The 18,429-nt window shown below is 67.9% G+C and carries 21 protein-coding genes; 3 read left to right on the forward strand and 18 right to left on the reverse strand.

The genetic code is table 11. The features are described 5' to 3' along the window. Positions 1-197: 197 nt before the first annotated feature. On the reverse strand, positions 198-1,448 hold the full coding sequence (gene murA / locus MSZK_RS25165; RefSeq protein ID WP_099251267.1) for a UDP-N-acetylglucosamine 1-carboxyvinyltransferase: 1,251 nt from the start codon (positions 1,446-1,448) through the stop codon (positions 198-200). Positions 1,449-1,510: 62 nt separating this feature from the next. Here murA and MSZK_RS25170 point away from each other — a divergent pair, with 62 nt between their 5' ends. Continuing rightward, positions 1,511-2,104 (forward strand): cob(I)yrinic acid a,c-diamide adenosyltransferase, encoded by a 594-nt coding sequence (locus MSZK_RS25170; RefSeq protein ID WP_099251268.1) that lies wholly within the window; start codon positions 1,511-1,513, stop codon positions 2,102-2,104. On the opposite strand, the gene MSZK_RS25175 is transcribed toward MSZK_RS25170, so the two are convergent. The 16 genes from MSZK_RS25175 to fadD1 all read right to left on the reverse strand — a co-directional run bounded on the left by MSZK_RS25175 (position 2,105) and on the right by fadD1 (position 16,491). Next, on the reverse strand, positions 2,105-2,548 hold the full coding sequence (locus MSZK_RS25175; protein ID WP_099251269.1) for a DUF2550 domain-containing protein: 444 nt from the start codon (positions 2,546-2,548) through the stop codon (positions 2,105-2,107). A gap of 17 nt (positions 2,549-2,565) precedes the next feature. Next, positions 2,566-2,931, reverse strand: a complete 366-nt coding sequence (locus tag MSZK_RS25180; RefSeq protein WP_099251270.1) for a F0F1 ATP synthase subunit epsilon — start codon at positions 2,929-2,931, stop codon at positions 2,566-2,568. Positions 2,932-2,958: 27 nt separating this feature from the next. Then, a complete protein-coding gene (atpD, locus tag MSZK_RS25185) occupies positions 2,959-4,386 on the reverse strand; it encodes a F0F1 ATP synthase subunit beta (protein ID WP_005148266.1) in 1,428 nt (475 codons plus the stop codon). A gap of 24 nt (positions 4,387-4,410) precedes the next feature. Continuing rightward, a complete protein-coding gene (locus MSZK_RS25190; RefSeq protein WP_099251271.1) occupies positions 4,411-5,334 on the reverse strand; it encodes a F0F1 ATP synthase subunit gamma in 924 nt (307 codons plus the stop codon). Between the two features lie 18 nt (positions 5,335-5,352). After that, a complete protein-coding gene (gene atpA / locus MSZK_RS25195; RefSeq protein WP_099251272.1) occupies positions 5,353-7,002 on the reverse strand; it encodes a F0F1 ATP synthase subunit alpha in 1,650 nt (549 codons plus the stop codon). A gap of 71 nt (positions 7,003-7,073) precedes the next feature. Then, on the reverse strand, positions 7,074-8,399 hold the full coding sequence (locus MSZK_RS25200) for a F0F1 ATP synthase subunit B/delta (RefSeq protein WP_099251273.1): 1,326 nt from the start codon (positions 8,397-8,399) through the stop codon (positions 7,074-7,076). 3 nt (positions 8,400-8,402) lie between these two features. Next, complete coding sequence (locus MSZK_RS25205; protein WP_099251274.1) at positions 8,403-8,912, reverse strand: F0F1 ATP synthase subunit B; 510 nt, start codon at positions 8,910-8,912, stop codon at positions 8,403-8,405. A 5-nt stretch (positions 8,913-8,917) separates the two neighbouring features. Then, entirely contained in the window at positions 8,918-9,169 is a 252-nt protein-coding gene (locus MSZK_RS25210) for a F0F1 ATP synthase subunit C (RefSeq protein WP_036343982.1), read from the reverse strand. Between the two features lie 70 nt (positions 9,170-9,239). Next, a complete protein-coding gene (gene atpB, locus MSZK_RS25215) occupies positions 9,240-9,995 on the reverse strand; it encodes a F0F1 ATP synthase subunit A (RefSeq protein WP_099251275.1) in 756 nt (251 codons plus the stop codon). A 7-nt stretch (positions 9,996-10,002) separates the two neighbouring features. Continuing rightward, entirely contained in the window at positions 10,003-10,455 is a 453-nt protein-coding gene (locus MSZK_RS25220) for an ATP synthase subunit I (protein ID WP_099251276.1), read from the reverse strand. A gap of 237 nt (positions 10,456-10,692) precedes the next feature. Next, entirely contained in the window at positions 10,693-11,883 is a 1,191-nt protein-coding gene (locus MSZK_RS25225; protein ID WP_099251277.1) for a glycosyltransferase family 4 protein, read from the reverse strand. Further along, on the reverse strand, positions 11,883-12,536 hold the full coding sequence (locus MSZK_RS25230) for an L-threonylcarbamoyladenylate synthase (protein WP_099251278.1): 654 nt from the start codon (positions 12,534-12,536) through the stop codon (positions 11,883-11,885). The genes MSZK_RS25225 and MSZK_RS25230 overlap by 1 nt, the downstream gene beginning before the upstream one ends. Next, complete coding sequence (prmC, locus tag MSZK_RS25235) at positions 12,533-13,381, reverse strand: peptide chain release factor N(5)-glutamine methyltransferase (protein ID WP_099251279.1); 849 nt, start codon at positions 13,379-13,381, stop codon at positions 12,533-12,535. The genes MSZK_RS25230 and prmC overlap by 4 nt, the downstream gene beginning before the upstream one ends. Next, entirely contained in the window at positions 13,378-14,445 is a 1,068-nt protein-coding gene (gene prfA, locus MSZK_RS25240; protein ID WP_099251280.1) for a peptide chain release factor 1, read from the reverse strand. The genes prmC and prfA overlap by 4 nt, the downstream gene beginning before the upstream one ends. A gap of 89 nt (positions 14,446-14,534) precedes the next feature. After that, positions 14,535-14,768 carry a 50S ribosomal protein L31 gene (gene rpmE / locus MSZK_RS25245; RefSeq protein WP_099251293.1) on the reverse strand — a complete coding sequence of 78 codons (234 nt, stop codon included), beginning with the start codon at positions 14,766-14,768 and terminating at the stop codon, positions 14,535-14,537. Positions 14,769-14,907: 139 nt separating this feature from the next. Further along, a complete protein-coding gene (gene fadD1, locus MSZK_RS25250) occupies positions 14,908-16,491 on the reverse strand; it encodes a fatty-acid--CoA ligase FadD1 (RefSeq protein WP_099251281.1) in 1,584 nt (527 codons plus the stop codon). Positions 16,492-16,666: 175 nt separating this feature from the next. On the opposite strand from fadD1, the gene MSZK_RS25255 reads away from it, so the two are divergent. Further along, on the forward strand, positions 16,667-17,293 hold the full coding sequence (locus tag MSZK_RS25255) for a TetR/AcrR family transcriptional regulator (protein ID WP_099251282.1): 627 nt from the start codon (positions 16,667-16,669) through the stop codon (positions 17,291-17,293). A gap of 3 nt (positions 17,294-17,296) precedes the next feature. On the opposite strand, the gene MSZK_RS25260 is transcribed toward MSZK_RS25255, so the two are convergent. Further along, positions 17,297-17,899: a maleylpyruvate isomerase family mycothiol-dependent enzyme gene (locus MSZK_RS25260; RefSeq protein WP_099251283.1), complete on the reverse strand. Its 603-nt coding sequence runs from the start codon at positions 17,897-17,899 to the stop codon at positions 17,297-17,299. Positions 17,900-17,978: 79 nt separating this feature from the next. On the opposite strand from MSZK_RS25260, the gene MSZK_RS25265 reads away from it, so the two are divergent. Continuing rightward, positions 17,979-18,413 carry a MarR family winged helix-turn-helix transcriptional regulator gene (locus tag MSZK_RS25265; protein ID WP_099251284.1) on the forward strand — a complete coding sequence of 145 codons (435 nt, stop codon included), beginning with the start codon at positions 17,979-17,981 and terminating at the stop codon, positions 18,411-18,413. The last annotated feature ends 16 nt before the right edge of the window (positions 18,414-18,429 follow it).

Here is an 18,429-nt window from a genome sequence, read left to right on the forward strand (position 1 = left end):
CCCCAACACGGGGGTATCAGAGCATGGCAAAAAAACAACAAACAAAAACCACCAAACACACTATTGAGTTCTCAAACAACACACCCGGCTGACACCCGCCAGCAGGCAACCCTGCTAACTTACTACATGTCTTTACCGGCGTCAACTGCCGCTGCCCTCCTGTCTCCAGGTCCGGCGCGGCTGGCCGACCGCCTACATTACACGCGTTCTATCTCAGCTCCAAGTCGGGCCAGATTCTCCACGAAAAGCGGGTAGCCGCGGTCGATGTGGAACACGTCGTGCACCTCGGTCTCACCGTCCGCGACCAGGCCCGCAAGCACCAGACCGGCCCCCGCGCGGATGTCGGAGCACCACACCGGGGCACTCGACAGCTGCGGGAGCCCGCGCACCACCGCGTGGTGACCATCGGTCCTCGCGTCCGCGCCCAGGCGGATCATCTCCTCGACGAAGCGGAACCTCGCCTCGAACACGTTCTCGGTGATCATCGACGTCCCGTCGGCCACCGCCGCCAGCGCGATCGCCATCGGCTGCAGATCGGTCGGGAAGCCCGGGAACGGCAGCGTCGCGACATTGCCGGCCTTGGGCCGCTCGTACTGCACCACCCGGAACCCGTCGTCGTGCTGGGTCACTGTGGCGCCGGCGTCGTGCAACTTGTGCAGCACCAACTGCAGGTGTGCCGGGTCCACCCCGGTGACCGAGATGTCCCCGCGGGTCATCGCCGCGGCAATGCCCCAGGTCGCGGCCACGATCCGGTCGCCGATCACCCGATGCTCAGTGGGATGCAGCCGCGGAACGCCGGTGATCGTCAGCGTCGACGTGCCCGCGCCTTCGATCTGGGCACCCATCTGGTTGAGCATCTCGCACAGGTCGACGACGTCGGGTTCGCGCGCGGCGTTGTGGATCGTGGTCACACCGTCGGCGAGCACCGCGGCCATCAGGATGTTCTCGGTGGCCCCCACCGATGGGAACTCGAGCTGGATCTCCGCGCCGTGCAGCTTCTCGGCGGTCGCCACCACGCAGCCGTGCTCGATGTTGCAGTCCGCACCCAACTGACGCAGACCGGCCTGATGCATGTCCAGCGGCCGCGAACCGATCGCATCGCCGCCGGGCAGGGCGACCCGGGCGCGTTTGCACCGGCCGACCAGCGGACCGAGCACGCACACCGACGCCCGGAACTGGCGCACCGCGGCGAAGTCGGCCTCGTACTTGGGTTCGTCGGGCGAGGTGATCCGTACCGTCGAGCCGTCGAGTTCCACGTTGGCACCCAGGCCACGCAGGACCTCGGCCATCAGCGGCACATCGAGAATGTCCGGGCAGTTGGTGATCGTCGTGGTGCCCTCGGCCAGCAGGCTGGCGGCCATCAGTTTCAGGACGCTGTTCTTGGCGCCGCCGACCGCCACTTCGCCCGACAACCGGTTGCCGCCGGTCACCACGAAACGCTCGCCCACTCCGAAGAGTTTAGTGGAGCCGACGGCCCGGACCGGCGCACTCGGCCGGTACCGTTTCCTCCATGGCAGTGCATCTGACCCGCATATATACCCGGACCGGCGACGACGGTACGTCGGGACTGAGTGATTTCTCACGGGTCGACAAGAACGACCCGCGCCTGATCGCCTACGCCGACTGCGACGAGGCCAACGCCGCCCTCGGGGTGGCCGTCGCGCTCGGGGAACCCGGCGACGACCTGCGCGCGGTGTTGCTGCAGATCCAGAACGACCTGTTCGACGCCGGAGCCGATCTGTCCACGCCAGTTGTCGAGAACCCGGAGTATCCGCCGCTGCGGATCACCCCGCCCTACATCGAGCGGCTCGAAGGATGGTGCGACCACTACAACGACGAGCTGCCAGCACTGAACTCGTTCATCCTGCCGGGCGGCACGGCGCTGTCCGCGTTTCTGCACGTCGCACGCACCGTGACCCGACGCGCCGAGCGGTCGGCGTGGGCGGCGATCAAGGCCTACCCCGACACCGTCAGCCCGCTGCCGGCGCGCTACCTCAACCGGCTCTCGGACCTGCTCTTCATCCTGTCGCGGGTGGCCAATGGCGGCGACGACGTGCTGTGGCAGCCCGGCGGCGGCCAGGCCGACAAGCCGGCCACGACGTAACTACGCGGTCCGGCGCCGCGCCCGCGGCGATGGACTGGACTCGACCCACGACAGGAACGCGGTCAGCGCACCGCGGTCCAATGCGATCTCGTAGCCGCGTGCGCGCTCGGCGGTGGTGTCGTGCAACTCGAGCACGACGATCTCGTCGGTCATGATGTCGAACTCGTCGCCCCGCGGCGACCGCCGGGAGATGATCTCCAGCCCGCGGCGGCTCAACCGCCGATCAGGCCACCACCGCAGGCTCGACAGCCGGTAATACCTGGCCTCGTCACCCCGGTAGCGGATCACCCCGTGCCGCCAGCCATGGCCGCCGACGGCCGGGATGTCACGCAGGATCGCGGCGGTACCGCCCTGGCGCAGCTTCCACAATCGGTAGCTCAGCGCGGCGACGGCAAGTAACAGCACACTGATCAGCGCGGCCATGAAAAACATCGGCGCGCTCATCGGTCGCTGGCCCGCGGCTAGTCGAGCTGGCCTAGGGCGCGCAGGCGCGCCCGTCCGCGGGCAGCGGTCTGCGGATCGTCGGAGCCCGCGTCGGCCTTGGCCGAGTCCGCGTCGATCTCCGACTCGAACTCCGCGGACTCGGCGAGGATCGTCACGCCCTCCTCGGTCACCGACAGAAAGCCGCCGTCGACCGCGATGCGCAGATCGTCCTCACCCTCGCGCTCGACGCGCACCATCGCGTCGTCCACCAACTGGGCAACGAGAGGGATGTGGCGAGGCAGGATGCCGATCTCACCCGACGTGGTGCGGGTGAAGACGAACGTCGCCTTGCCCGACCAGATCTTGCGCTCGACGGCGACGATGTCGACGTCCAATTCGGCCATCTCACATCACCTTTCGCGTCTGCAACATCACAGCTTGGCGCCGAGGCTTTCGGCCTTCTTCGCCAGGTCGTCCAGGCCACCGATCAGGAAGAACGCCTGCTCGGGCAGGTGGTCGAATTCGCCCTTGGCCAGCTTGTCGAAGGCCTCGACGGTCTCCTTGAGCGGCACGGTCGAACCGGGCTGACCGGTGAACTGCTCGGCGGCCATCATGTTCTGGCTCAGGAAGCGCTCGATCTTGCGCGCCCGGTAGACCAGAACCTTGTCCTCTTCGGAGAGCTCGTCGATACCGAGGATCGCGATGATGTCCTGAAGATCCTTGTAGCGCTGCAGGATTCGGATGACTTCCTGGGCAACCCGGTAGTGCTCGTCGCCGACCACGCTCGGGTGCAGGATCGTCGACGACGACGCCAGCGGATCCACCGCGGGGAAGATGCCCTTGGAGAACACCGCACGGGAGAGCTCGGTGGTGGCGTCCAGGTGCGCGAACGTGGTGGCCGGCGCCGGGTCGGTGTAGTCGTCGGCGGGCACGTACACGGCCTGCATCGAGGTGATCGAGCGGCCACGCGTGGAGGTGATGCGCTCCTGCAGCTCACCCATCTCGTCGGCCAGCGTCGGCTGGTAACCCACCGCCGACGGCATACGGCCGAGCAGCGTCGACACCTCGGAGCCGGCCTGGGTGAACCGGAAGATGTTGTCGATGAACAGCAGCACGTCCTGGCCCTGCTCGTCGCGGAAGAACTCCGCCATGGTCAGCGCGGACAGTGCCACACGCATACGCGTGCCCGGCGGCTCGTCCATCTGACCGAACACCAACGCGGTGTCCTTGAGCACGTTGGCGTCCGCAAGCTCGACCCACAGGTCGTTACCCTCACGGGTGCGCTCCCCCACGCCGGCGAACACCGAGGTGCCACCGAAGTTGCGAGCGATGCGGTTGATCATCTCCTGGATCAGAACGGTCTTGCCCACGCCGGCGCCACCGAACAGGGCGATCTTGCCGCCACGCACATACGGGGTGAGCAGGTCGACGACCTTCAGACCGGTCTCGAGCATCTCAGTGCGAGGCTCGAGGTCGGCGAAGGCCGGCGGCTTGCGGTGGATCGACCAGTGCTCGAAGTCTTTGCCGTAGCCCGGCTCGTCCAGGCAGTCACCGAGGGCGTTGAAGACGTGACCCTTCACACCGTCGCCGACCGGCACCGAAATCGAGGCGCCGGTGTCGCTGACCTCGACGCCGCGCACCAGGCCGTCGGTGGGCTGCATGGAGATGCAGCGCACCAGGTTGTCGCCCAGGTGCTGAGCCACTTCCAGGGTCAGAGTCTTGGCGAGCGCGCCGAAGGCGATGTCGGCGTGCAGCGCGTTGAACAGCTCGGGCACCGAGCCACGCGGGAACTCCACGTCGACCACGGGTCCCGTGATGCGGACGACCCGGCCTGCGGTCTTCTCTGCGGTAGCAGTCATTTCCTCTTCGCTTCCTACGCGGCTTTACTTGGCGTCGGCCAGCGCGTTGGCGCCGCCGACGATTTCGCTGATTTCCTGGGTGATCTGCGCCTGACGCTCGCGGTTCGCCGCAAGCGTGAGCGCCTTGATCAGATCGTCGGCGTTGTCGGTCGCCGACTTCATGGCACGGCGACGAGAGGCCGACTCCGAGGCCGCCGCCTCCAGCAACGCCGCGTACACGCGGGTCGCGATGTAGCGCGGGAGCAGTGAGTCGAACAGCTCTTCGGCGTTGGGCTCGAACGAGAACAGCGTGTGCGGGCCGGTTTCCGGCTCTCCGACGTACTCGACAACCATCGGGGCGATCCGCAACGCGGCCGCAGTCTGCGACAACATCGACCTGAACTCGGTCGACACGATGTGGAGCTCGTCCACCCCGAGGATCCCGTCCGCACCCGGGTCTTCTCCGGTGTCATCAGCACCCGACATGAATGCGGCGACCAGGGTGTCGGCGATCTCCCGGGCGTTGTCGTACTCGGGGCGCTCAGAGAAGCCGGTCCACGACTCGACAACGGCACGCTGCCGGAAGTTGTAGTAGCCCAACGCCTTACGCCCGACGACGTAGAGCACCGGATCCTTGCCTTCGTCGCGCAGCAGCGAGAACAGCTCCTCGGCGCGGCGCAGGACGTTGGCGTTGTAGCCACCGCACAGACCGCGATCCGAGGACACCACCAGCACACCGGCCCGCGTGGGGTTCTCCCGCGCCACCAGCAGCGGGTGATCCAGCGCGCTGGCACTGGCGAGCTCGGTGAGCATGTTGGTGATCTCGCTGGCGTACGGCCGGGCCGCGTCGACGCGGGCCTGCGCCTTGGCGATCCGCGACGTGGCGATCAGCTCCTGGGCCTTCGTGATCTTCTTGATCGACGAAGCGGAGCGGATACGCCCGCGTAGCTCGCGAAGTGTGGCTGCCATTTCCTTATAGCTCTTCTACTAGTTCTTCTTTGGCGCCGGCTTACGGACCTTGACCGATTCCTTCTCCAGGTCCTCGGGGTCCAGGGCCTCGGCATGCTCGTCACCGGGGACCACCGAGCTGCCGTCGGAGGCCGCGAAGCCCTTCTTGAAGTCGGCGATCACCGAAACCAGCTTCTCCTGGGCTTCGTCGGAGAGCTTCTTGGTCTCCTTGATGCCGGTGAGGATGTCGGAGTGGCTGGCCTTGACGTGCTCCAGGAACTCGGACTCGAAGCGGGAAACATCCTCGGCGGGAACCGAATCCAGGTGGCCCTGGGTACCGAGGAAGATCGCGACGACCTGATCCTCGACCGCCATCGGGCTGTACTGGGCCTGCTTGAGCAGCTCGACCAGGCGCACACCGCGGTCCAGCTGAGCCTTCGACGCCGCGTCCAGGTCGGAGGCGAAGGCCGCGAAGGCCTCCAGCTCGCGGTATTGCGACAGGTCCAGACGAAGCGAACCGGCGACCTCTTTCATGGCCTTGATCTGCGCGGCACCACCGACGCGGGACACCGACACACCGACGTTCACGGCCGGGCGCACACCCTGGTTGAACAGGTCGGACTCCAGGAAGCACTGGCCGTCGGTGATCGAGATGACGTTGGTGGGGATGAACGCCGAGATGTCATTGGCCTTGGTCTCGATGATCGGCAGACCGGTCATCGACCCGCCACCGAGCTCGTCGGACAGCTTCGCGCAACGCTCCAGCAGACGGGAGTGCAGGTAGAAGACGTCACCCGGGAACGCCTCGCGGCCCGGCGGGCGGCGCAGCAGCAGCGAGATCGCGCGGTAGGCGTCGGCCTGCTTGGACAGGTCGTCGAACACGATCAGCACGTGCTTGCCGTTGTACATCCAGTGCTGGCCGATGGCCGAACCGGTGTAGGGCGCAAGCCATTTGAAGCCGGCCGAGTCCGACGCCGGGGCCGCGACGATGGTGGTGTATTCCATCGCGCCGCCCTCTTCGAGCGCGCGCTTCACCGAGGCGATGGTGGTGCCCTTCTGGCCGATCGCGACGTACACGCAGCGGACCTGCTGCTTGGGGTCGCCGGTCTCCCAGGCCTCGCGCTGGTTGAGGATGGTGTCGACGCAGACGGCGGTCTTGCCGGTCTTGCGGTCGCCGATGATCAGCTGGCGCTGCCCGCGGCCGATCGGGGTCATCGCGTCGATGGCCTTGATGCCGGTCTGCAGCGGCTCGCCAACGCCCTGGCGCTGCACCACCGACGGCGCCTGCAGCTCGAGCGCGCGGCGCTCCTCGGACTCGATGTCGCCCTGGCCGTCGATCGGCTGGCCCAGCGGGTTGATCACGCGACCCAGGAAGGCGTCGCCCACCGGCACCGAGAGCACCTCGCCGGTGCGCTTGACCTGCTGGCCCTCTTCGATCTTCTCGAACTCACCGAGGATGACCGCGCCGACGCTGTGCTCGTCGAGGTTGAGCGCCACACCGAGCACGCCGCCGGGGAACTCGAGCAGTTCCTGGGTCATCACCGAGGGCAGACCCTCGACGTGGGCGATGCCGTCGCCGGCGTCGATGACGGTGCCGATCTCCTCGCGACCGGTGTCCGCCTCGAAGCTCGATACGTACTCCTGGACGGCGCCCTGGATGTCGTCAGCCGAGATTGTCAACTCTGCCATGGCTTTTCGTCTTCCTGCCTTTGTTTTGGGTCTTGGGGTTCGTGGGGCTGTTCGCCGGGCTGGTCGGTCGGCTAATCAGGAAGCTTCGTCACGGCTGCGGACAGCCGCGACGACAACGTCCCGTCGATCACCTCGTCGCCGACGGCGACCGAAAGGCCGCCCAGCACAGAAGGATCGATATTGAGCTGCACCGAAACAGGTTGGTGATAGATGCGGGTGAGCACCTGGGTCAGCCGGGTGCGCTGCGCAGCGGTGAGCTCGGCGGCCGCATTCACATGCGCGACGATCTCGCCGCGGCGGGCGACCGCGATCTGAGCCAATGCCAGCACCGCTTCGTCGGCACGCTCGCCGCGCAACAGGCTGACGGTCTGCACCAGCAGCGCAGTGGCGGTCGCGTTCGCGCCGCTGCCGAGCACCTTGCGCAGCAGCGCGATCCGGCCGTCGGCAGGCGCGGTGTAGTCACCGAGCAACGACGTCAGCCGGGGCTGCTCGTCGAGGACGCGGGTGAAGCGGAAAAGCTGCTCCTCGACCTCGTCGGCCTGGTTGTCGCGCTCGGCACGAACCAGCAGCGCCAGCCGGGCGACGTGTTCGATCACGTCGACCAGATCCTCGGTGCGCGACCAGCGCACCGAGACCGCGGTCTCCAGCAGGTCCAGGCTGTTGTCCCCGACCTTGCCGTCGAGCAGCCGGTGCACCAGGCGCTTCTTGGCCTCGGTCTCACCCGAGGACTCGGCCAGATGGCGGGTCAGGATCGGCTCGCCGATCAGCAGCCCGGCCACCGACGCCAGGTCATCGGAGAGGGCGGACAGGGCGTCGCTGGACAACCCCGCCGACAGCGCGTCGAACTTCTCGACCACCGCAGCCTGCGCATCGCGGCTGGCCGAGCGCAGGTCCGAGCCCGCCTCCGGCGCGAACGCCGCCGGCGCCATCGAATCCAGCTCGTCGAGGAACCGGTCGACGGTGGCCGACTGCGCCTGCGCGTCGGCGACGTGGGCACGGACCAGCTCGCCGGCCCGGCGCACCGACTCGGCGCCGAGATCCTGACGCAGCTGGCGGATCAGCTGGGCACGCAACAACTGAACCTGTTGCGCACCTTGCACTTTGATCCGCTCGACCTCGACGTCAGCCTGAGCACGAAGCTGCTCGACGATGCGCTCGGCATCGGTACGGGCCTCTTCGACGATGTGCTTGGCCTCGGCCTTGGCCTCGTCGACCCGCGCCGCGTGATGCTTGTCGGCGTCAGCAAGCCGCTTGGCGGCCTTGGCGCTGTCGTCGATCTGAGTGCGCACCGTCTCCTGCTGGTTGGCCATCATGTTCTTGATCGGCGGTACCACGTACCGCCAGATGATGGCCACGATGACGACGAAGCCGATGAGCTGTCCGATGAAGGTTGACATGTCCTACCGTCCCGGCGCCGTTGTCGCCGACTCGCTGAGGCTGACACCCAGGACCCGGCTGGCCAGCGTCGCGGACAGGGTGTCCACCGACGACCTCAGGTCGGCCGCGATGGCGTCACTCTGAACCTTGAGTTCGTCAGCCGCCTGCTGCAGCGTCTCCGCTGCCTGCTCGCTGGCACGGCCCTTGTGCTCGTCGAGGATCTTGCGACCCTCGGCGCGGGCCTCGTCGCGGATGCCCGACGCCTCACTTCGGGCCGCCGCCATCTCCTTGCGATAGTCGGAGTCGGCAGCGGCCTCGAACTCGTTGGCCTTGCGGTTGTCCTCGGTGGTCTTGGCGACCATCTTCTCGCGCTCACCGAGCACCTTCTGGATCGGCGGCACGACAAACTTGCCGATCACGCCCAGCACGATCAAGAAGATGGCCAGCACGAAGAAGAAGGTGCCGTTGGGGATGAGGAAGTTCTGGGTACCACCTTCCTCGGCCGCCAACAGGGTGACGCTGTGCTCCCCCATGCGGACTAGGAAGCGCCAGGCGTGGCGAACACGAACAGGGCCATGAACGCCAGGTTGATGAAGTACGCCGCCTCCACCAGACCGACGGTGATGAAGAACGGGGTGAACAGCCGGCCCTGGGCCTCAGGCTGCCGGGCGATGCCCGAGATCAACGCGTTACCGGCGATACCGTCACCGATACCGGCGCCGATGGCGCCGCCGCCCAGGATGAGGCCGCCGCCGATCAGGGCGCCCATGACGATTTGGGGGTCTGCCATTCCTATTCCTCCTTGATTGCTGGTAGGACTCCTACCAGGCTGTGGGTGGTTCGGGGGTCGAACACGTCTTTTAGTGGTGCTCCTCATCCAGTTCCATGGACTGGCTGAAGTAGAGAATCGTCAACAGCGAGAAGATGAACGCCTGGATCAAGCCGACGAACAAGTCGAACGTCTTCCAGATCGCGTTGGGCGCCCACTGGATGTACCAGGGGAACATCGCGATGAGCGCCACCATGATGCCGCCGGCGAAGATGTTGCCGAAAAGTCGGAGAGACAGCGAGATCGGCTTGGCGATCTCCTCGACGAGGTTGATCGGGGCCAGGAACGCGACGTGACCCTTCAGCAGCTTCACCGGGTGGCCGAGCACACCACGGCGCCAGATGCCCGCGGCGTGGTAGCAGAGGAACACGAACAGCGCGAGCGCCAACACGAAGTTGATGTCGGCCGCCGGCGGCTTCAGCAGTTCGTGGGTCGCACCGGCGGAGTCCTTGTACTGGACCGGCAACACCGAGATCCAGTTCGAGACCAGGATGAAGACGAACAGCGCCACCGCCAGCGGCAACACGAACGGGGCGATCTTCATCCCGATCGCGGACTCGATCTGGCCGCGCATCTGGGTGGTGAGGGCTTCCCAGAACAGCTGGATGCCGCTGGGCACCCCGGTGGAGGTGACCTTCGCACGCAACACAAACGCCAGCGCGATCACGATCACGCCCGCAATCGCCGTCGCCAGGATGGTGTCGGTGTTCACCGTCATCCCGAGCCATTCGGCCGTGTCGTGATGGCCGACCTCGATGGCGGCCTCGGCGAGGATTCGTTCACTCATCGTGTGGTCAATCCTTCGGTGCTTCGTCTGTGGAGCTGTCGACAGTGTCTTCGCCGGTCCGGATCTTCTTCCACACCGGCAACGCCGTGCTCAAGACCAGCAGAACTTGGAACAACGCCAAGCCGAAGAGCACGCCAAGACCGAGCGGACGGAACAGGATCGCGATGGTCAACCCGATCGCCGTGATGACCAGCAACCGGGTTGCGGAGTTCAGAGCCATCTTGCGCTTGAGCGGGTGATCGCCCGCGGTGATCGATTCGACCGACCGCTGCACGAGCACAGCGTTGAGCAGACCCAAGGCCAGGCCGATGCCGAAGAACACGCCGAACATGAGGTAACCGGCCGCGCCGGCGGCGATCACCGCGACGGCGGTCAGGGCAGCGCAGATCGCAAGCAGCCGAACGGGCCGGAAGGCAACGGACGGAAACACCAACGGCGCATCTTGCGCTGGCGTCGTCACAGGTTCACCTCAATCTTGCGTTCTCGAGAGCCGGTCGAGCGATTTCTGCGTGCTGGTCCGCCGAGCGTATCGGAGGGCGGCAGGCGCGCTGGAATCACCCAAGGGGCAGCTCCCTTTGTCGGTCGTAAATCGGCGCCGTTCGGGTGTTACTCCGAGGGGCCGGGCCGGCAACCCGCGAGGTTTCTTCGGGGTTCTGCCAGCACCGTACCACATGGTAGACGGCAGAAAACACGTCTACTACTTACTGTCGTAAAGTCCCTCGTAGTCGTCGTCGCGGCGGCGTAAGAGCGGGATCAGCGTGACGACCACCGCCACCACGATCGCGGCCAGCATGACCGCACCGGTATACCGCGGATCGAAGAAGATCGTGGCGGCCGCACCGAAGGCGATGATGCCCACCCACAGGTAGATCAGCAGCACGGCGCGGCGGTGCGAATGCCCGATCTGCAGCAGCCGGTGGTGCAGGTGCATCTTGTCCGGACTGAGCGGACTGCGCCCGGCCCGGGTGCGCCGCACGATGGCCAGCAGCGTGTCCAGCGCCGGCACCAGCATCACGGCGACCACCAACAGGAACGGTGACAGCAGCGCGAACACATCGCGTGCGCCGTAGGCACTCTGCGAGATCGGGCCCGCGGCGGTGGTCGACGCCGCCGCCAGCATCAGGCCGACGAGCATCGAGCCGGAGTCCCCCATGAAGATCTTGGCGCGATAGAAGTTGTGCGGCAGGAAGCCCAGACAGGCGCCGGCCAACACCACCGAGATCACCGCCGGCGGATAGAACAACACGTCGCCGCCGTGGTCGCGCAGCAACCCGACCGAGAAGATGCAGATCGCCAGCGCCGTGATGAGCCCCAGTCCGGCGGCCAGCCCGTCGAGGCCGTCGACGAAGTTCATCGCGTTGACGATCGACACCGTCAGAGCCAGGGTGAGCAGGATCGAGGACACCTGGTCCAGCACGATCGTGCCGACGCCGCCGATCGGGATGTACAGCACGCTCCAGGCCACGCCCATCGTGACCAGCACGCTGGCCGCGGTGATCTGACCGGCGAACTTGGTCAGCGCATCCAGACCCCAGCGGTCGTCGATCAACCCGATGCCCATGATCAGCCCGCCGGCCACCACGACCGCCGGCATGCCCGAGGAGTAGATGAACCCGCGGGCCAGGGCCGGCAGCTGAGAGGCCAGGAACACCGCGGTGACCACGCCGACGTACATCGCCAGCCCGCCCATCCGCGGCGTCGGCTTGATGTGCACATCGCGCTCGCGGGGGTAGGCCACCGCACCGAGCCGGGTGGCGGTCACCCGGACCCAGCCGGTGGCGAAGTAGGTGATGATCGCAGCGGTCAGGCCGACCAGAGCCAGCTCGCGCAGGGGCACCCCGGCGCCGCGGTCGCTGAGCGCGAGCAGGGTCTCGGCGGGCACCGTCATCAGGCGGTGAGCGAGGCGACGTCGGTGCCGAGCACCTCGGCGATGGCCGCGGCGCTGATCGGCCCCTCGCGCAGCAGGCGCGGGGTGGCGCCGGTCAGGTCGACGATCGTCGAGGCGGCCTGCTCCTGGGACGGCCCGGCATCGAGGTACACCTGCACCAGGTCGGCGAGCTGGCGCTGCGCATCCTCGGAGGTCGTCGCCGGTGCACGCCCGGACAGGTTGGCGCTGGACACCGCCATCGGACCGACCTCGCGCAGCAGTTCCAGCGCGACCGGGTGCAGCGGCATCCGCAGCATGACGGTGCCCCGGGCGTCGCCGAGGTCCCACTGCAGCGACGGCGCCTGCTGCACGACCAGGCTCAACGCGCCGGGCCAGAACGCCCGGATGAGCTCGCGGGCACTGTGCGGCACCGAGTACACCAGGCCCTCGATGGTGTGCCACGAGCCAACCAGCACCCCGACCGGCATGTCGCGGCCGCGCCCCTTGGCGGCCAGCAGGGCGGCCACCGCCGCGCTGTCGAAGGCGTCCGCTCCGATTCCGTACACGGTGTCGGTCGGCATCACGACCAGCCTGCCGCTCTTGACCGCGGCGGCTGCCGCGCTGATGGCCTCCGCGCGCTTGGTGGCGTCGGTGCAGTCGAACACCTGGGTCACGCTGACTCCTTCCGGCGGGCCGTCACGAACCGCGGGCGGCCCGCCAGATCGCGACGTGGGGTGATGTCGGCGAAAAGCGTTGTCTCACTCACTGTTTGGACGGTCAGCTCCGATGTGGTGTCGTCGTGCTCGACGGCGAACAGACCACCGGGCCGCAGCCACTCGCCGGCCAGGCGTACCAGCGGCGCGATGACGGCCATCCCGTCGGCGCCGCCGAACAGCGCGTGCGCGGGGTCATGATCGGCCACTTCGGGTTCCAGCTCGGCCCCGGCGGGGATGTACGGCGGGTTGGACACCACGAGGTCGACGCTACCGCGCAGCTCTGGCAGCAGGCTGGGCACGGTGACGTCGGCCGGCACCAACTCCACGGCGGTCGACGCGGCGTTGCGGCGGGCATAGTCCAGCGCGGCCGGGTCGTCGTCGACCGCGATCACCCGCGCCCGCGGCCAGTGCGTGGCCAGCGCGATCGCCAGTGCACCGGATCCGGTGCACAGATCGACGATCACCGCGGCCTCGGGCAGCCGCTGGGCCACCGCCCACTCCAGCAGCGCCTCGGTCTCCGGCCGCGGGATGAACACGCCGGGCCCGACCTGCAGATCCAGCGGCCCGAACGCGGCCGAGCCGGTGAGGTGCTGCAACGGGATGCGGGTGCAGCGGGCGGCCACGAGCTCGTCATAGCGGCGCAGGAAGTCGGCGTCAGGGGCGTCCAGGGCGGCCAGCCGGCCGCGGCTGACCCCGGCCAGATGGGCGGCCAACAGCTCGGCGTCGGTGCGGGCGGAGTCGATGCCGGCCGCGGCCAGCGCCGCGGTGGCCGCGTCGACGGCCTGCCGCAGCGTGCTGGTCATGCCTGCTGAAGTCGGGTCTGCTTGTCCGCCTCGGCCAGGGCGTCCAGCAGCGGATCCAGATCGCCGTCGAGCACCTGATCGAGGTTGTGCGCCTTGAAGTTGATCCGGTGATCGGCGATCCGGTTCTCCGGGAAGTTGTAGGTCCGGATGCGCTCGCTGCGGTCGACGGTGCGGATCTGGCTGGCCCGGTCCGCCGACGCGTCGGCAGAGGCCTGCTCCTCGGCCAGCGCCTGCAACCGGGCCGCGAGCACCTGCATGGCGCGAGCCTTGTTCTGCAGCTGCGATCGCTCGTTTTGGCACGTGACGACGATCCCGGTGGGCAGATGGGTGATGCGCACCGCCGAGTCGGTCGTGTTGACGCCCTGACCACCCTTGCCCGACGACCGGTAGACGTCGATGCGCAGATCGGACTCGTCGATCTGAACCTGTTCGACCTCTTCGGGCTCGGGATAGACCAGAACACCGGCGGCCGAGGTGTGCACCCGGCCCTGCGACTCAGTGACCGGCACCCGCTGCACCCGGTGAACGCCGCCCTCGAACTTCATCCGCGACCACACGCCGTCGGCGGAGTCGCCCTTGCTGCGGATGGACAGCGTCGCGTCCTTGTAGCCGCCCAGATCCGACCACGTCTCGTCGAGCATGGTGACCGTCCAACCGTGGCGTTCGGCGTAGCGGATGTACATCCGCGCCAGGTCGGCGGCGAACAACGCCGACTCCTCGCCACCCTCACCGGATTTCACCTCGAGGACGATGTCGTCGGCGTCGTGCGGATCCCGCGGCGCCAGCAGATCGGTGAGGTGCGCGTCGAGTTCGGCGACCCTGGCCTCCAGGTCGGGCACCTCGGCAGCGAACGAGGCGTCCTCGGCAGCCAGCTCGCGGGCGGCCTCCAGATCACCGCGCGCGGTCTCCAGCCGGCGGTAGGTGGTGACGATCGGGGCCAGCTGGGCGAAGCGCCGGCCCACCCGGCGGGCGTTGGCCGCGTCGGCGTGCAGCGCGGGATCCGACATCTGCCGTTCGAGGTCAGCGTGCTCGGTCAGCACGGCCTCAACACTGGCGTGCGTCATCGTCGCTTCTCCTCTCGCTCAACCGGGCCGGAACGCAAACCGACGCCCGGCCTGCGCACGGGGCAGCAGAGCGGGCGTCGGTCAAGCAGCTACTTGTCGGCGGTCTCGCCGGCCGTCTTGCGCTTTCCGTAGCGCTTCTCGAAGCGGGCCACGCGGCCGCCGCTGTCGAGGATCTTCTGCTTGCCGGTGTAGAACGGGTGGCACTGCGAGCACACCTCGACCACGATGTGGCCGCCGTCTTTGGTGCTGCGAGTGGTGAACGAGTTGCCGCAGCCGCAGACCACGGTGGTCTCGCCGTAGGCGGGATGAATCCCTGTCTTCATGATGTCCTCTGCAATCGGTGGTCGCCGGGTCGCCCACAGGGTCATGCCTGTTGATCGAGCGTGAACCGGTACCTGAGGTGGTCGACGGTCCAGTATGCCAGGTTGACCGTCACCAGCCCAAACGCGCCGCTGCGGCCCGCTATTCCGCCGCGCTGACCTGGTAGGCCCTGGCCCGTGCGCCACGGGTCCAGACCACGCCCGCACCGGGCCGGGTGCCGCGCGCGACGAGCTCACGCTTGAGCACCTTGTTGGTGGCGGTGGCGGGCAGTTCGCCTGCGACCCAGACATGGCGCGGCCAGGCCTTCGGCGACAGGTCGGACTGGCCGGCCAGGAACTGCTCGAACTCGGCCGGCGTGAGCTCGGCACCGTCGGCGAGCACGATCGCCGCCATCACCTGATCGCCGACATGCTCGTCGGGGACCGGGTAGACCGCGACCTGACTGACCTGCGGCAGCCGCTGGATGACGCGCTCGATGGGTGCCGCGGCCATGTTCTCGCCGTCCACCCGCATCCAGTCCGCGGTGCGTCCGGCGAGAAAGATCCAGCCGTCGGCGTCGCGGTAACCGAGGTCGCCCGACCAGTACATGCCGTGCCGCAGCCGCTCGTCGGTGGCGGCGCCGTCGTTGTAATAGCCGCCGAACATGCCGCCGCCGGTGGTGTTGACGATCTCCCCGATGGCCTCATCCGGGTTGGCCAGTGCCCCGGATTCGTCGAAAACGGCTGTGGCACATTCCGTCCGGGTCTCCGGGTGGTAGATCGCCACGCCGGGAAAACCCCGGCCGACGGAGCCGGGCGGGCAGTCGTCCTCGCGGGTGATGATGACCGCTCCCTCCGTGGAGCCGAACCCGTCCCACACCGCGCAGCCGAACCGGCTGCCGAACTCGGCGATGTCGCGGTCGGTGGCCTCGTTGCCGAACGCCACCCGCAGCGGGTTGTCGTGGTCGTCGGGCTGCTCCGGCGTGGCCAGCACGTAGGCCAGGGGCTTACCGACGTAGTTCATGTAGGTGGCGCCGTAGCGACGCAGATCGGCCAGCAGACCGGATGCCGAGAACGACGCGGGCGCCATCGCCGCACCGGCGGACAGCGCCACCGCCCAGCCCGCCATCAACGCGTTGGAGTGGAACAGCGGCATCGACAGGTAGCAGACGTCATCGGCGGTGATCGCGAACCTGTCGACCAGCGCGACCCCGGCGAACGGCACCATCATGTGCGCGACCTGCACGGCCTTGGGTTCGCCACTGGTCCCGGAGGTGAAGATCAGCATGAACGTGTCGGTCGCGGTGACCTCGCGGTGCGGGGTCAACTCCCCCGCCCCGGCCATCAGCGCCGGCCACTGCGGAGAGTCGACGTCCAGCACCCGCACACCCGGCAACTCCAGGCCGTCGAGCAGATCGGAGTGCGCCGAGTCGGTCAGCAGGATCTGGCAGTCGGCCTTGACGACGTCGCGGGCCAGCGCCGCGCCGCGCCGAGTGTTGTTCACCCCGCACAACACGTAGCCGCCGAGCCCGGCCGCCGCCATCGCGGTGAGCATCGCGGGGGTGTTGCCCAGCAGCGTTCCGACGTGCAGCGGCCGGTCCGGATCGGCCATCGCGATCAGCGCCGCGGCCTGCCGGGCGGCCTCGTCGAGGTGTTCGCGCCAGGTCCAGACCTGATCACCGAACTTCACCGCCGGGCGCGGATCGTCGCGGCGTTCACGGAGCAGCTGCTGGACGGTCTCGGCCACGGATCTCCCGTCTCTTTCGTTAACGTCCGCGTGGTGCGGTGCCTTGGGTCACAATAGAAGTCCAGGGTAAACAGAATGACAAATCTGTCTACCGCGCAGCGGGACCCCTGCGGCTCCGGGTTTGACAGGATGTCCCCATCGGGAGTGTCGGGTCGAGACGAGGAGGATCACCAAGGTGACTGCCAGCACCGACGCCGACAGCCGGCACGGAGCCAAATCCGTCCAGGAACGCCTGGTCGACGCCGCGGAAATCTGCCTGCGAGCCAAAGGTATCCGGGCGACCACGGTGTCGGAGGTGGCCGAGGCGGCGGGCGTGTCCCGCGGCTGGCTCTATCGGCACTACCCCGACAAGGCGTCACTGCTGGGCGCGGCGATCGTCCGCCTGAACAACGCGTTCTGGGCCGAGTCGCATGCGGTTCTCGACGCCCTCGACACCTTCGAGGAACAGCTGGCCGTCGGAGTGCGGCTGGGGCGCAGCGCCTACGACTCCCCGGGCGCGCTGGTGATGCAACTGCGCCGTGACGAGCCCGAGGAGTTCGCCGCCTGCGCGGGCGCCGGCGTGCAGGGCCTGGTGCCGGACCTCGGCCGGTTCTGGCAGCCCTACCTCGAGGCGGCGCGCGACCGCGGCGAGATCCACGCCGACACCCAACTCGACGAGGCGGCCGAGTGGGTGGCCCGGGTGCAGATCAGCCTCGGCACGGTGCCGGGCGAGACGCTGGACCCCGACGACCATGACGCGGTGCTGCGCTACATGCGCCGCTACGTCCTGCCCGGCCTGCTCGGGGTGCCCACCGCGCAGTGACGCTCAGCCTCGGCGGTGCGCGTCGAGTTCTGCCGAGACCGGACGGCCGGCGAGCACCATCAGGATGTCGCGCATCGGCGCCGTAATCGGCCGGCCCTCGCCGACGGCGAAATCAGCATCCGACGCGATCAGTCGTAAGCCCTTGACCCGGCTGGCCGGATGCATGGGAAAACGCATGCGCCACAGGTGGTTTGCCACCGCGACCGCCGCGGGCAGCGGAACCGGCCGGTCGATGCCCAGCGGCATGGCGATGTCCTGGCCGTGGACCAGCAGGTCGGTGAGCGGGTCGGCGGCGGTGGTGCCGACGATGTGCTTGCGACTGCCCACCATCGCCCGCAGCGCCGCGACGACCTGCGGTTGGGACCGGGTGTCCTGCAGGGCCAGTCGCTTGATCATCGGATCGAATCGAAAGCCGGACTTCAGCGCCTCCAACGCCACCCGGGCCGGGCCCATCTGCGAGTGCGTCAGGTGGGCGGCGACGTGGCCCACCTGCCAGCCCTCGCACAGCGACGCGGTGGCCCACTGCTCGGCGCTGAGGGTTTCGAGCAGGTCGGCCAGCCCGCTGCGCTGCTCGTCGATGTGATGCCAGATGTCGTCGGAGTTCACCGTCAGCCCTTCGCCCTGGCCCGACTTTTAGTCAGGATTACTGACTAAAATAGACAGCTTGACGTACTAAAGTCAACGGATGGCCGACGACCAGCCCAGCACGCCGACGCTGATGTTCATCGCCCACCGGGCCGCCGAGGCTGCGGTGATGGCAGTCGTGAGCGCCGCCGCCGAGGACCTGACCCTGGCGCAGGCCCGGCTACTACAACGCATGGATCCCAACGGTATTCGGGTGACCGATCTGGCCGAGCAGGCCGGCGTCACCAAGCAGACCGCGGGCGCGCTGGTCGATCAGCTCGAGGCCGCGGGTTACGTACGCCGCGCTCCGGACCCGGCCGACGCCCGCGCCCGGCTGGTCATCCTGACCGATACCGGGACCGCCCTGTGCCACGCCGCGGCGGCCGCGGTGGTCAAGATCGAACAGCAATGGCGAAAACATCTGGGCGCCAAGCGTTATCACGAGCTTCGCGCGGCCCTGACAGATCTGCGGGAAATCACCGATCCCTATCGATGATGGCCGCCGGCCTGAG

The organism is Mycobacterium sp. shizuoka-1 (assembly GCF_002723835.1).
In the GTDB taxonomy this organism is placed as follows: domain Bacteria; phylum Actinomycetota; class Actinomycetes; order Mycobacteriales; family Mycobacteriaceae; genus Mycobacterium.

Bases quoted from the DNA above. Each gene is read 5' to 3' on its own strand.
- MSZK_RS25170 (WP_099251268.1), top strand. From the start codon at position 1,511: ATGGCAGTGCATCTGACCCGCATATATACCCGGACCGGCGACGACGGT.
- MSZK_RS25175 (WP_099251269.1), bottom strand. From the start codon at position 2,548: ATGAGCGCGCCGATGTTTTTCATGGCCGCGCTGATCAGTGTGCTGTTA.
- MSZK_RS25180 (WP_099251270.1), bottom strand. From the start codon at position 2,931: ATGGCCGAATTGGACGTCGACATCGTCGCCGTCGAGCGCAAGATCTGG.
- atpD (WP_005148266.1), bottom strand. From the start codon at position 4,386: ATGACTGCTACCGCAGAGAAGACCGCAGGCCGGGTCGTCCGCATCACG.
- MSZK_RS25190 (WP_099251271.1), bottom strand. From the start codon at position 5,334: ATGGCAGCCACACTTCGCGAGCTACGCGGGCGTATCCGCTCCGCTTCG.
- atpA (WP_099251272.1), bottom strand. From the start codon at position 7,002: ATGGCAGAGTTGACAATCTCGGCTGACGACATCCAGGGCGCCGTCCAG.
- MSZK_RS25200 (WP_099251273.1), bottom strand. From the start codon at position 8,399: ATGTCAACCTTCATCGGACAGCTCATCGGCTTCGTCGTCATCGTGGCC.
- MSZK_RS25205 (WP_099251274.1), bottom strand. From the start codon at position 8,912: ATGGGGGAGCACAGCGTCACCCTGTTGGCGGCCGAGGAAGGTGGTACC.
- MSZK_RS25210 (WP_036343982.1), bottom strand. From the start codon at position 9,169: ATGGCAGACCCCCAAATCGTCATGGGCGCCCTGATCGGCGGCGGCCTC.
- atpB (WP_099251275.1), bottom strand. From the start codon at position 9,995: ATGAGTGAACGAATCCTCGCCGAGGCCGCCATCGAGGTCGGCCATCAC.
- MSZK_RS25225 (WP_099251277.1), bottom strand. From the start codon at position 11,883: ATGACGGTGCCCGCCGAGACCCTGCTCGCGCTCAGCGACCGCGGCGCC.
- prmC (WP_099251279.1), bottom strand. From the start codon at position 13,381: ATGACCAGCACGCTGCGGCAGGCCGTCGACGCGGCCACCGCGGCGCTG.
- prfA (WP_099251280.1), bottom strand. From the start codon at position 14,445: ATGACGCACGCCAGTGTTGAGGCCGTGCTGACCGAGCACGCTGACCTC.
- rpmE (WP_099251293.1), bottom strand. From the start codon at position 14,768: ATGAAGACAGGGATTCATCCCGCCTACGGCGAGACCACCGTGGTCTGC.
- MSZK_RS25265 (WP_099251284.1), top strand. From the start codon at position 17,979: ATGGCCGACGACCAGCCCAGCACGCCGACGCTGATGTTCATCGCCCAC.